This is a genomic window from Pedobacter sp. NO84 (assembly GCF_059703915.1).
This window is the reverse complement of the sequence record NZ_AP046575.1, coordinates 3,283,733-3,296,686: the sequence shown is the minus strand read 5'-3', so window position 1 is coordinate 3,296,686 and position 12,954 is coordinate 3,283,733. Positions and strand designations below refer to the sequence as shown.

Below are 12,954 nucleotides of genomic sequence, written 5' to 3'. Positions count from 1 at the left end.
AGGGTAAATCGTTAACCCCTTTCTAATTCATCAAAGCTTTATTGAACCCAACAAAGAGCTTAAATAAATTTTCATACACGGTAAATGGTAATGTTTCTGATTTGTCGAAAACATCGTGATAAGCTGAAATTCCACCCTGTGTATATAAGAAAAATGCAGGGACTCCTTTCTCGGTAAAGAAGTAATGGTCGCTATTGGCAGCCTTTCCCCGCGGATTAATTTTTATCAACAGTTTACCAGCATCATTAATCTTGTTCAATAAAGCAAATTCTTTTGGATATTGAGTAGCGTTCACCACTGTTGCGCCACCTTCACCAGTTCCAACCATATCTACATTGATTAGGAAACGAATTTTTTGCAGATCAATCAATGGGTTTTCCGTAAAATATTTCGAACCTAAAATACCAGCTTCCTCACCTGCAAAGCAAATAAAGGCTATGGTGTATTTCGGCGGATTTGCGGCATAATATTTTGCTAAGCTTAATAAAAAGGACACGCCACTTCCGTTGTCGTTTGCCCCAGGAAAAAAGGTCTCTCTTCCCATACCACCCAAATGATCGTAATGCGCAGTAATTACGATTATAGAATCCGGATTAACCGAACCCTTTACATGCCCACAGATATTGGCTGCCTTAAAATTTGGAACCATTAGATTCTCTATATTAGCTTCAATAGAATTTGGCACCTCGGTTAAGGCAGATTTATTGACCAAGATTTGGGTATAATCGTTTTCATGTTGCGCTACAGACCACGTTAACTTATTCTCTAGCTTCACAATTGTTCTTTCGGCAGCTGCTAAAAATGTGACGCTATCCGTTTGCACGAGTGTTGCCTTTAAATTAACGCCCTTACTTCCCTGGCTAACTATAAAATCTTTTCCAGGGATGAGCTTTTTACCATTAATCATAAGTTCCATCTTTCCAGGGAAGGTGTTTACTGAAAATTCGAAGGGTTGCTTAAAATCGTTCCCATTCATAGGGGCTAGTCCGAACGATTTAAATTCTGATACAATAAAAACTGCTGCCTTGCCCATGCCATTTTTGGTGTATCCTCTTCCCCAAAAATCGGCACTGGTTAAAGTCTTTAGTGTTTTACGAGCATAGCTTATATCTTGTGCAAAACTAGTAACACTAAGAAATAGGAACAGACATAAAAGTAGTTTCTTCATACGATTTATTTTCCAAACAAGGTTTTATAGATAGAATATTTATAATTATCAGGTACTTCGCTAGCCACAAAATAGGGAGCTTCGAATAACTCGGTTAATTTCTTTCTAAGTTCACTCATAAACTCGGGCTTTATTTCTTCTAAAAAATCTCCTGATAGATTTTGTCTTCCAGTTTTGAACCAAATGCCTTCGGTTCTCATTGTTTTAACGATGTACAAATTTGGTTCTACACAGGTTTTGCCCGCAAACTGTTCGTAAACATAGGTGTACAATAAAGTTTGGATCAATGCCTTATTGATGTGTTTACCATGTGAGTTGAAAAGCTCCGGGATGTCTTTGAAGGTTAACTTATCACTTCCCGTCTTATAATCGATAATCTTGGTCACCCCATTTTTTAGATCAACCCTGTCTATATACCCAAATATTTTTACACTAGCTTCTTTACCGTTTAAGGGGAAACTTACTTCTGCCTCTACTTTCTGTTCTAAACTAATGATCTCAAAAGGCGCCTGTTTCAGATCCTGATCTAGAATAATCTGAACATAAGCATCTACGATGGCCAAAATTACTTTTTGCATACCTTTATATTCTATTACCTTATCCGGGTGATTAAACATTACGGCATTAAAGGCTTTTTGGATCAGCTCGGGGACTTTTTTTCTACGTTCGTTAATCAGCGTTTCCGTAATCTCGGCAATGCTCAACTCTTGATAGAAATATTCCATCGCTTTGTGCAGGATCGAACCAATTTCATTGGCCTCTACTATTGCACTTACCTCTTTGGGCTCTTTGATCTGAGCAATATAATTGAAGAAAAAATCTATGGGATTGGCGATGTACTGCGTGAGTGCCGAAGGGGATAGAATCTTAGTCTTATCCAGGTACTTTTGAAGGGTTTCCTGAATAAAGGGATTTCCTGTTTTCTCAATTTTAAGATCTTTGAAAGGCTCTGTCCTGATATTTAGGTTAAGTTCGTTATAGGTAAATTTAAAGCCACTTTCGAACTCTAGCTGTTTCAATATCCTGCTGGCTTCACCTGAGGTAGATTCGTCTGTTAAGCTATTATAAACAAAGTTGATGTTCGGTGCACGCTGCAATAAACGATACACCATGTAAGATGAGATGGCATCTAGATTCTCCAAAACAGGTAAACCATACACCCGGCGAATGCTGTCGGGTATAAAACTATTACCGATTGACGATTTTGGAATAATCCCTTCATTAAAGCCCAATATGATAACCTTATCAAAATTAAGGTTTCTTGTTTCCAATAAGCCCATTACCTGAATCCCATTTAACGGATCACCAGCCAAGGGAACGGCAATAGCCTGTAAAGATTTCTGCACAAGGTAAATGATGAAAGGAATTTCTTCGTTGTTAATGTGCTTGCCAAAGGTATCATTTAATCGGTTCAGGTCCTGAATGGTTTTTACAAAGAGTTCTGCATCAATTTTCTTAAGCGTTTTTGCGTTTGATAATCGGGTTAGCACATGATCTAAAACGGCCAATAAATAGGGAACCACATTTGTTGGGGCATCTATTTTTTTATAAAAAACAGCAAACAATCCGCTTTGCCTTACCAACCTATCGTATGCTATTTCTACTACGTTTTCTGTTAACAGTGCAGTTTGGATCTTATCTTTCATTTTTTGGCTGAGGCCCGATAATGGATGCGTAATAAACGCCTCAACATGCTTGTAAGAAACCATATCATCGTGCAAGATTTCTAGTTGGCTTGTTAACCAAAGATCGGCCAATCCGAAAATGCTTGATGTAGCCAATGCAAAACCCATGGTTACATTTAAATTGATTTCTTTGCCATTAATGCTAGTAGGGATGGTTTGTAAGGTTGGAACGAGCAAGCCCTCATCAGCCAATACCACAACGGTGGATCCTACTTCTTCGCTGTTTCCATAGTTCTCGGCTAAAATAGTGTTAAGGATTTTTGCTTGCGAAGATTGTCCTTGTACCTTAAAAACATTAACCTGATGGAGCTCTGATCTAAGTAAACTAGTGTTATTATCAAATACATTTTTAAGCCCGAACTGATTTAGATTTTTTCTTAAAAATAATCCGGCCTCTTGTAACGGATCGCTTAAATAATAATCGTCTGTATCAAAATAGAACAAGGCTTTTCCAGCTTCCTGCAAATGGGTAAATATTTTGGCTTCGGCATTGGTTAAGGCATTAAAACCAACGAAAATAATCCGATCTTTTCCAAAACTTTCCAAGAAGGGCTGGTCATTTATATTTCCTTCTGCCAATTGGCGATAGGCATACCCATTGGTGATTTTATTTTCGGCCTTCAGGGCAGCGTGAAACTGATGATAGAGTTTTGGCATTCTGCGCCACATTTTGATAAAGAGCTCTTGCTGCTTTTTATGCTTACCTTCTGAATAGGAGGTCCAAAATTGGGAAAGGAATTCGTATTGCTCCGGACTTAAATAATCAAATTCTTTGTTGATTACGGAGATATCTTCCAAATCTTGGTACAATTTTTCGGCATCAACCAAATCACTATCGATTTGGTTAAAATCGCTTAGGATAATTTTTGCTAGAGGGAAAAATTTATGACTTGCAATGGGATCTAATCTTTCTTCTACTAACAATTTATTATAAAGTTGATGAAGCGTAAAAAATTGCTGATAGAAGTCGGCAATCTTATGACTTGTTGCTTTAGCAAAAAATTCTTGGATTGTAAAAAAAGAGGGACTAAAAAAGGGTTTTTGGATCAGATCTGCCAAGTGTTTTTGAAGGTAGGCTGCGGGTCTTTTATTATTAAAAATGATGGCACAATGTTGCAATTGAGAACCAAATTTCTCGATCAGATCTTCTGCTACTTCTTTTAAAAATGGTTTCATCTACGCTAAATTCTTTCCTGTCATTTCTCTGTGATGGGCTACATGATAAATGGTGAAATATATCATTTCTCTTAAAGTTAATTTCCCCAATAAGGGATGGGGCAAAATCAAGCTGTCCAATTCCTCTTCTGAGAAATTAGCTAATTTTTTGTTTAATCTTTCAACTTCGCCTGCAACTAATTTCAGCCATTTTTCCTTTTCTACCAATGCAACTCCATCTGGGGAGAAACGAGCAGTAGCAACACCTCCATTTTCTAGTTTCGAATGGTATTGAGCAACCAGTTCGGTGTAGGTTCTACTGGGTCTGTTTGCTTTTCCGAAAAGTAAACCAAGAGAGAACTTTGGCAAGCCCAGCGCCGTATTTAACGGTTTAACTGACAGATAAATGTGCGCCAATTGTTGACCAGCTGTCCATTTATTATTGTTGCTTTGCATAAATTGTTCATCGGCCAAAGACCCGACAAAATCCAAGAATGCGTCATGATTTAAGGTTAATTGTTGGCTAAGTTCTTTACTGTTCATTTTAAACCAATTTTAACTCGCCCTTTGCCGCGTAAAATAAATAAGTTTTTATGTTCGAATAACCCATCGCGAGTAGCAAATCTTTATATCTATCCACTTGTTCTATATGCTTATCACTTTCTTCCAGTGTAAATTTATAATCTAAAACAATCACTTCATCTTTGGTCATCAAAACCCGATCAGGGCGGTGTAATTTTCCTTTTTCATCGATAATGCTTTTTTCGGTTATGCTTTCGGTGGCCATTTCTAAAAGGGCTTTTAATTCGGGATGTTTAAGCACATCAAGAACGGCCAATTTCAGGTCGTCTTGTTCCTCTTCCTTTATAATTCCTTGCGTTGCTAGCTCCCAAATATAGGTATCCACTTCTTTTGTTGTACTGGCATTTGCCAAGATATCATGTAGCACGGATCCTTTTCTGCCCGATTTTTCAATGTTTACCAAATGTTTCAAGTGCTTTTCTTCAGAGGAAACGTAAAGTTCAGCTAATCGATCTGTAGTTGGATATTCATTAAGAGCAATAAAATTGGTCTCATCCGGTTGGTTAGGCAATATTACATCGTCAACAATAGCGTACAAATTATTTTCATCAAACTCCTTTTCGAAGGTGAGGTTAATCACATCACCCATATTGGATAGTTTTCCACTATCTTTTTTTGCCATGGTGGCGATGTATAGATAATCTTTTGATCGGGTTGTAGCTACATATAACATGTTTAGCGCATCCATATTGTTATAAAGCAACTCTTCGTAGTAGGCTTTTGAAATAACCGAATCGGCCAGATCTTCGGTATATTTTAAGGGTATGCCACGTAGTTCCTTGTAGACCGTATCTGCTGATGAGACCCAAAACGTGGAGTTTGCTTTTCCCTTGATTTCCCAATTACAGAACGGCACAAATACTGCCCTAAAGGCCAAGCCCTTAGATTTGTGGATGGTGATAATTTGAATGGCATCTGCACCTTCTGGGGAGGGCAATGATTTTTTAATCCCATCTTCTTCCCACCAGGTTAAAAATGAGATCATTCCTTTTTCTCCCAGTCTACTGGCATTTGCGGCTAGATCTCTAAACGCCAACAGATAGGGCAAGTGTTCTGTTAAGGTGGTTAATCTGTACGATGAGATTAATATTTCTACCAATTCTGGCAAAGGCAACTGCACCCAGCTCAGCCAATTTTCGCACAATACGGAGGGAAGGACATTCTTCAAGCTGCTTAATGAAACGCCGTTAAGATTTAAATAGTGATTGGCATTAGGCTCATTATTGTGCAATGAGTGATATAGTGCAATGCAATTGGCCTTGTATAATGCCGTTTGTGTATCTATACCAATTAATACTTTAAGCGTGTTGATGATCAATTGCACGGCAGAGTTGTTCGAGATCAGTAAGGCATCACCTGAGAGAACAGGTAAATTCTGCTCCATTAATCGTTGAACAGTAAGCATGGCTTCGCTATTGGAGCGTACCAAAATAGCAATGTCCTTTAAGGCATATTGCCTTTCGTTTTTAAGGAAGTTTATTTCTGAGATGACTTCTGTTAAAGCCAATTCCCTAAAGGTTGTCTCCGTAAACCGGGCTTCATTTGGAGAATCCTCTTTCCCGAATTTTTTAATTTTTATGGTTCCCCCTTTTAACGTATTTGAGGCAAAATTCTGTGTAGATGCACCATAAATATCAGTTATGATCTGGTTGTAATTCTCTGCTTGCCACCACAACGCAATGCTTTCGGCCCTACTGGCTAGATTTTGGTTTAATTCTTCCTGTAAAGTAATAGGAATAGATTTATACAAGAAATTATTGAAGGTGATGATATTTTCTGCACTTCTATAGTTTTCGGTTAAACTTTCTTCCAAAACATTCTCCATGCCTACATCAACTTTGGCGTGTTTGTGCAAAATATTCCAGTCGCCATTTCGCCAACGATAAATGGATTGCTTGGTATCGCCAACTATGAGATGGTCTATTACCTCTTGGTTAGGGGTAGCAATGGCATTGGTTAATAATGATTTGAAACTTCCCCACTGGCTTGTAGAAGTATCCTGAAACTCGTCGAATAAAAAATTACGGTACCTGTTGCCCACTTTCTCCCAAATAAATGACGGGTTGTCGCCCGCATCTGCTGTTATTCCGGAGATTAGTTTCTGCGCATCGCTAATTAAAAGGTTATCGTTTTCTGCTCGATATTGCTTTAATAAACCTGCTATTTCTTGCATTAACCTCAAATAATATAAGTTTTTGTTAAAAGCAATGGCAAGCCTATAGTTAGGTAAGTGGGTTAAATAATGTGCTTTTATTTTTTTTAAGATCGGATTGACCGTTTCATAGGCCTCCTGATGATCGGCCCCTTTCTGAAACCATTCTCCGGGCTCGTCTATAAGGGTAAAGAGCGGTTCTATCTTAGAAAAATCTCCACGGGCAACCAGGACGATTTTGGCCAAACTACTTCTAGATTTGCCCTTTAAATGCTCTGTTTCTACTCCGGATACTTGCAATGCATCATGCGCATCGGCAGCAAGGGCGATAATTTCTCCTTCAAAATTTTTAATTTCTGCTTTGGTAACACTGATGTACTTTTTGAACAGCTCATTAATGTTTTCCAATCCCAGCTCTTCTACTGCCGTTTCAAAAATTTGGAAACGTTCCGAAAAAATTTCACCGATTAAATTATAGAGCTCGATCTTATAGTTCCAGCTCTTGTTATCGCCTATGCGCTCAATCGCAAGATCTATAATCCACTGCAGAAGTTCTTTGTTATGGTTTAACGCTTCATCCAGTTTGTTCACAAGATCATCTTTAACCTTGTCATAATTCATTTCTAAATTATAATCTGCATTAAGGCCTAGTTCAAAAGCAAACCCACGGATTACCTTTTGCACAAAACCATCAATTGTACTTACAGAAAAACGGCTATAATCGTGTAAGATCTTACGGTAAACTTCTTCTGCTTTGAGCTGCAATTCTGGTGCAGCCAATTTGGGGTGGGCAGCTAGAATAAGTTTTCGATAATCTTCTGTTCTGCTCGAAACATCACCTTGTGCCAAACCCAATAGTACCTGTAAGATGCGCGTTTTCATCTCTTCTGTGGCCTTGTTTGTAAAAGTAACCGCCAAAATTTCACGGTATTTATTGGGGCCACTAAAAAGCAGGATAAGGTAATGGGCGGTTAAACTAAATGTTTTGCCTGAGCCTGCTGATGCCTGAAGGATTTTGAGTGGTTTGTTCATTTAGGTTAGAGGAGAGGATTTGATGAATTTTTCCAATTGTTTTGGATCTTTTCTACAGTCCCAGATAAATAAAATTAATATTCTCTCATCCAATATTTCATAGAATATAATGTAATTGAGTACAATAAATCCTCTCAAGTTTTTATCGCTCGTTGAGATGCCGCTAAATGGATTTTTTTGAATTAATTTGGCAGATTCCTTAAATGTTTTTAGCAGCTTGGCGCTGTAATCTGTACTTGCATTTCTTTGATCAAAAAACTTTTTAATTTCTCGTAAATTCTTTCTTGATAAAGCAGACCATCTAACATCCTTAATCATTTTTCTAAATCATCGAACACCTCATCGGTTGAGAAGTGATCACCTTTCTTGTATTCTTCTCTTGCTTCGTTAACCCTCATTTGCTGCTCTTCATTCAAAATAACATATGATTTTTTATTTCCAAAATTCAATAATAAATTTTGAACTGCTATTAAAATGTCGTTATTCTTAACTTCATTAAGTTCAGAAATAATTTTTTCCTTTAGAGTTGTCATACTTTATATTTTACCCCAAGTTACGAATTTTAGTGCACAGTGACCCATCGAATTTTCAACACTATTTTACACTACCAAAACACTAGACATTATTTATTTTTTTACTTTTGCATTCTATTTAAATCAATTATGAAAAAACTATTCACCTTATGCTTCGCCGTCATTATTACCAGTGCGGTATATGCTCAGGCACCTAAAGAAGCCGTTCATCTGTATAATCCCAAGGCAAATGCAGAAGCTGATATCAATGCTGCGGTTGCGAAGGCGAAAAAGGAAAATAAGCATGTTTTTGTTCAGGTGGGAGGCAATTGGTGTATCTGGTGCATTCGGTTCCATGCTTTAGTCGATTCTGTTCCAGAACTTAAAACCTATCTAAATACCAATTATGAGACCGTAATGTTAAACTGGAGTCCGGAAAACAAGAATGAAGCCATCCTTAAAAAATATAATTACCCAGGTCGTTTTGGTTTTCCAGTGTTCCTGATTTTGGATGGGAACGGGAAATTATTGCATACCCAAAACTCAGCCTATCTTGAAGAAGGAAAGGGCCACAGTGCTAAAAAAGTATTGGAGTTTTTAAAGAACTGGAATTACGGGGCACTTTTGCCAGAAAACAATAAGTATTAGCGGCAAGCGTTTGGCGATTCGGGAATGCTTTATCGCCAAATGCCAACTATTTATCTATACTAGAGACCCACTGGTTTTCTGTTCCAAATTTAATGTTTGGTGTTTTCGAAGCAGTGATGGTTAGCTCTCCGCCATTGGTGATTTCTTCTTGTGTAATCCAATTCGATTTAAGCTTTTGCCGTTTAGCGTTACTTCAGCGATATAAACATTGTCTTTTGCGAAATTAATAACTCTAATATTGAACCGTTTGCCGTTTGCCACTTGGTAGGTAATCGTTTTAAACAGGGGTACATTAAGGTAGTAGATAGGCCATCCTACACAAGCCGGAGAAAACCCGCTAGCGGTAAAGATGTACCATGCAGACATTGCCCCCGCATCATCGTCCATTGTTCTTATATAGGCTTTAGGCTCGTTTTTATAGATCCTATCTATAAAAGGGTCTATCCCCCGGCTGTTTTCATTAAAGTAATATTGTACTACAGTATCTGCCGCCAATTGGTGCATCCATTTCTGCGATACCCATGGGGTTGATGTGGTATTATGCATTAATGGAACCTGCAGATCAGGCTCGTTGGCATGATTGTAATAATCTTTTTTATAGAACGTATTCAATTGGGAAAGATAAGCTTCATCGCCACCACATAGCATTTTCAACCCCTTAACGTCAAAGGGAACAAACCATCGATATTGCCAAACCGTTCCCTGATATAAGCCCCGTGCCTGCATTACATCCACGTCGTTCTTGCTAATGTCCTTAAAATCTTTAGTCCAATATTTTTGATACTCTGCCGCTTTTTCTAGGTATTTCTGATACAAAGATGGTTGGTTCAATAATTTATACACCTGTGCTAAAGCCCAAACATCATAACTTGCTTCTAAAGCCTTGTCGGGCGAATTAAAATCCAATCTATTCATATCCGCAACTAGCGAATCGCTGATTTTTGCAAAATCAACCTTGTATCCTTTGCGATAGGCATCTAATAGCACTACAAGAGCGTGTTCGGTTCTTACGGTGTTAGACGGTTCGGTTTGAGTGGCATAATCTTTTTTGCCGTTCGTATATAATTGGGCGATAGAACTGGTAAAATCCTGAAATGCTTTGGGCTGAATAAGTGATAATAAGGGGAGCTGGGTACGATAATTATCCCAAAGGGCCCAACCGTTATAAAAAATTTCTTTTGATTGTTGGATGGTTCCGTTTGTTGCCCGATATTTTCCATCAGTCTCTGAAATCTGATAGGGCGATTGCATCGTACGGTACAAAAGCGAATAAAATAATCGTTGGCTTTCTAGGTTTCCATCGGCTTTAATGGTGCTCAATTTCTCATTCCAGAGGGTTTCGGTTTTAGCTTTGATCGCATTAAATGAAAGTAGTTTGGCATTTTCTAATGCATAGCCATTACTGATGGATGAGAAACCGATTGAGAGCTCAACATTCGTCTCATTTTCATCGAAAAAGAACTTAAGTTTATGTTTATTGTCCGTTTGTTTAAAGATGGGTTTATTAATAAAGATCTGATAGTACACTCGGTATTTTCCTTCCTTACAGGTGGTTTTTGCTTCAATCCAACCATGGATTCCCTTATCATCAACCGTATGTTCTTCGGCTACAAAAATTCCGGAAAAAGCATGCCCAAAATCTATGATCAACCCTTTTTTACCCTTCGGGAACTTATATTGATGCATCCCGCTTTTATCCAAAGCAGTAAGTCTAACATCTATTTGGTTGTCAAAACGCACGTGGTAATAACCAGGGCTTGCATCTTCGTTAACTTTTATAAGTTCACTGTTTTCTTCACCCAAAAATGGTTTGATCAACAATAATCCCCCGCTTCCTTTGCATCCCACACCTTCAAATCTATTGTGAGTGAAACCCAGAAACTGCTTTGCATTGTATTCGTATCCCGCATGCAGATTGGGGTAGGTTTGTGGTCCAATGCTCATCATGCCAAATGGCGATGAAGCGGCAGGACTTAACTGCCCATGATCGCCGGAAGTACCCAAGAAGACATTTACCAATTTTACAGCCACAAAACTAGGTTGTTGTGCTTGAGTTTGGCAAGCTAAAGTCAGGAAAAAGTATAATAAAAGGATTTTTTTCATATTCATATAAATAGCGGATGGCGCTTAGCTACTTGAGTTCGCCAAACGCTTACCTGAGACGCCAACCCTATAATCCTTCTCCATACTTAAAGAATCCGTTTACGGTTACTGGAAGTTTCCCGGTAGGCATCAGTTCATTTTTAAAAACTGAGGCGGCCGCTTTTTGCATAAAATCTTCCTTTTGGTAGGCTACCAATAACGCTTTGGCGCTTTCTAAGCCAGGTAAACTGGCGAGATTATATGGATTCGCAAAAAAAGCAAACACCGCCTGATTTTTGGCCATGTTAGCCAAGAATTGCTTAACATCTGCGCTAAGTGGCAAATTGTTGTTTGGTCTAGACCTCGTATCAACAACGGCAATGATAACCTGATCATCTAATTTGATTTCTGAAATTACTTTCGAAATCGCATTTGGGGTTGCATTTTTATCCAAGTTATAGTATACAGAGTTCTTATACACCTTTGCCAGTTCTTTTTGAAAAACAGTTGGGTCGGGAGTTCCGACATTGATAATAACGGTTCTTTTTACCGGGGTTAATAGCTGAATGTACTCTCTTCCTCTCAGGAGCGTCATGCTTGCATCAGCCAATTGTTGTAACAGCACTAAACTTTCGGGCCTGTTTACTTCGGCAACTACGTTATCTTCTTTTATGGTTTGCTTTACATTTAATCCAGCCCAATATTTAGCGGTTAAAATTTTCTTTACGCTCTCATCTATACGTTCCATGGTCAAACGCTGGTCTCTAATGGCCTGACGAACCATTTTAACCGCTCTTTTGCTGTTTTCGGAGAGTTCCAAGATATCATTTCCCGCAATAATGCCCATCACATCGGCCTCGCCATCCTTGAAATATTTAACAACACCTTTCATTCCCATGGCATCAGATATAATAATGCCCTTAAAACCGATCTGTTCCTTTAAGATTCCGGTTACGATTGGTTTAGACAATGTTGAAGGCATATTTGGTGTGGCATCTAATGATGGAATATTCATGTGTGCAATCATCACACCTGCTGCTCCACTATTAACCAATTCTTTAAAGGGATACATTTCTAGGGTATCTAAGCGTTCTTTTGTAAATTTAAGCTGGGGTAGATCATAGTGCGAATCTACGTCCGTATCGCCATGTCCGGGGAAATGCTTGATGCTAACTAATAAACCCCCATCCTGCATTCCCTTTAAATAGGAAGCACCTTTTTCGGCCACATTATATTTATTTTCTCCAAACGAGCGGTAATTTATTACTGGATTTTTGGCATTGTTGTTTACATCTACATCGGGCGCTAAATTCATGTGCATACCCACTCTTTTAAAATCTTTGGCCACTTCGAGACCCATTTTATAGATCAGTTCTTTGTTTTGCACTGCTCCCAAAGCCATTTGATAGGGGTAAGAAATGGTACTGTCTAAACGCATCCCCATTCCCCATTCTCCATCAGAGGCGATCAATAAGGGCACGCGGGCTAATTTCTGATATTGATTGGTTAAGATTGCTTGTCGGCCAGGACCTCCTTGAAAAAAGACCAATCCTCCTACTTTTTCCTTTTTGATAACTTTCCCCACTGAATCTGAGAAGGCCTTACTTTTATTGGTGTAGGCTGCAACAAAGAACATTTGGGCTATCCGTTGTCTTTTGTTCAATTTATTAAAAACCGAATCAACCCATTTGGGTTCATTTTTTAATAAATCGATGTAAGAAGTTTGTTGTGCTTTTACCGTAATTGAAGATATGGCAATTGCCAAGATAAGGGTGTAAAAAAAAGATTTTTTCATTTTATAAATCATGGAGAAGCCCTAAAATTAAGTAAATAATATGATATCGGTAATCTTGAAGTGTTCAAAAACCCTTTACGAAGGCATTTTGCTTTGGTATTGCTCCTGAAAAGGAGAATGTATTGAATTTGATACACTCTAAA

The 12,954-nt window shown here is 38.3% G+C and carries 9 protein-coding genes; 1 reads left to right on the top strand and 8 read right to left on the bottom strand.

Annotation, left to right across the window (positions count from 1 at the left end; genetic code table 11):
• Positions 1-22: 22 nt before the first annotated feature.
• The 6 genes from AC6H0V_RS14495 to AC6H0V_RS14470 are packed head-to-tail and all read right to left on the bottom strand — an operon-like array spanning position 23 to position 8,307.
• Positions 23-1,168: a M28 family metallopeptidase gene (locus tag AC6H0V_RS14495; RefSeq protein WP_497560907.1), complete on the bottom strand. Its 1,146-nt coding sequence runs from the start codon at positions 1,166-1,168 to the stop codon at positions 23-25.
• A 5-nt stretch (positions 1,169-1,173) separates the two neighbouring features.
• Positions 1,174-4,029 (bottom strand): PD-(D/E)XK nuclease family protein, encoded by a 2,856-nt coding sequence (locus AC6H0V_RS14490; RefSeq protein ID WP_497560906.1) that lies wholly within the window; start codon positions 4,027-4,029, stop codon positions 1,174-1,176.
• Positions 4,030-4,551: a DinB family protein gene (locus AC6H0V_RS14485; RefSeq protein ID WP_497560905.1), complete on the bottom strand. Its 522-nt coding sequence runs from the start codon at positions 4,549-4,551 to the stop codon at positions 4,030-4,032. It lies immediately after the preceding gene.
• Position 4,552: 1 nt separating this feature from the next.
• On the bottom strand, positions 4,553-7,774 hold the full coding sequence (locus AC6H0V_RS14480) for a UvrD-helicase domain-containing protein (protein ID WP_497560904.1): 3,222 nt from the start codon (positions 7,772-7,774) through the stop codon (positions 4,553-4,555).
• On the bottom strand, positions 7,775-8,092 hold the full coding sequence (locus AC6H0V_RS14475) for a type II toxin-antitoxin system RelE/ParE family toxin (RefSeq protein WP_497560903.1): 318 nt from the start codon (positions 8,090-8,092) through the stop codon (positions 7,775-7,777).
• Positions 8,089-8,307: a hypothetical protein gene (locus AC6H0V_RS14470; protein WP_497560902.1), complete on the bottom strand. Its 219-nt coding sequence runs from the start codon at positions 8,305-8,307 to the stop codon at positions 8,089-8,091. The genes AC6H0V_RS14475 and AC6H0V_RS14470 overlap by 4 nt, the downstream gene beginning before the upstream one ends.
• A 129-nt stretch (positions 8,308-8,436) precedes the next feature.
• Here AC6H0V_RS14470 and AC6H0V_RS14465 point away from each other — a divergent pair, with 129 nt between their 5' ends.
• Entirely contained in the window at positions 8,437-8,934 is a 498-nt protein-coding gene (locus tag AC6H0V_RS14465) for a thioredoxin family protein (protein ID WP_497560901.1), read from the top strand.
• Between the two features lie 120 nt (positions 8,935-9,054).
• Here AC6H0V_RS14465 and AC6H0V_RS14460 read toward each other — a convergent pair whose 3' ends face one another.
• Both AC6H0V_RS14460 and AC6H0V_RS14455 read right to left on the bottom strand, forming a co-directional pair.
• Positions 9,055-11,037 carry a glycoside hydrolase domain-containing protein gene (locus AC6H0V_RS14460; RefSeq protein ID WP_497560900.1) on the bottom strand — a complete coding sequence of 661 codons (1,983 nt, stop codon included), beginning with the start codon at positions 11,035-11,037 and terminating at the stop codon, positions 9,055-9,057.
• A 67-nt stretch (positions 11,038-11,104) separates the two neighbouring features.
• The gene (locus tag AC6H0V_RS14455) at positions 11,105-12,811 is read right to left on the bottom strand and encodes a glycoside hydrolase family 3 protein (RefSeq protein WP_497560899.1); all 1,707 of its coding nucleotides are present in this window, start codon (positions 12,809-12,811) and stop codon (positions 11,105-11,107) included.
• Between the last annotated feature and the right edge of the window lie 143 nt (positions 12,812-12,954).

Excerpts from the sequence above, each read along its gene's own strand:
- AC6H0V_RS14485 (WP_497560905.1), bottom strand. The coding sequence starts at position 4,551 with ATGAACAGTAAAGAACTTAGCCAACAATTAACCTTAAATCATGACGCA.
- AC6H0V_RS14460 (WP_497560900.1), bottom strand. The coding sequence starts at position 11,037 with ATGAAAAAAATCCTTTTATTATACTTTTTCCTGACTTTAGCTTGCCAA.
- AC6H0V_RS14465 (WP_497560901.1), top strand. The coding sequence starts at position 8,437 with ATGAAAAAACTATTCACCTTATGCTTCGCCGTCATTATTACCAGTGCG.
- AC6H0V_RS14495 (WP_497560907.1), bottom strand. The coding sequence starts at position 1,168 with ATGAAGAAACTACTTTTATGTCTGTTCCTATTTCTTAGTGTTACTAGT.
- AC6H0V_RS14455 (WP_497560899.1), bottom strand. The coding sequence starts at position 12,811 with ATGAAAAAATCTTTTTTTTACACCCTTATCTTGGCAATTGCCATATCT.
- AC6H0V_RS14490 (WP_497560906.1), bottom strand. The coding sequence starts at position 4,029 with ATGAAACCATTTTTAAAAGAAGTAGCAGAAGATCTGATCGAGAAATTT.
- AC6H0V_RS14475 (WP_497560903.1), bottom strand. The coding sequence starts at position 8,092 with ATGATTAAGGATGTTAGATGGTCTGCTTTATCAAGAAAGAATTTACGA.
- AC6H0V_RS14480 (WP_497560904.1), bottom strand. The coding sequence starts at position 7,774 with ATGAACAAACCACTCAAAATCCTTCAGGCATCAGCAGGCTCAGGCAAA.
- AC6H0V_RS14470 (WP_497560902.1), bottom strand. The coding sequence starts at position 8,307 with ATGACAACTCTAAAGGAAAAAATTATTTCTGAACTTAATGAAGTTAAG.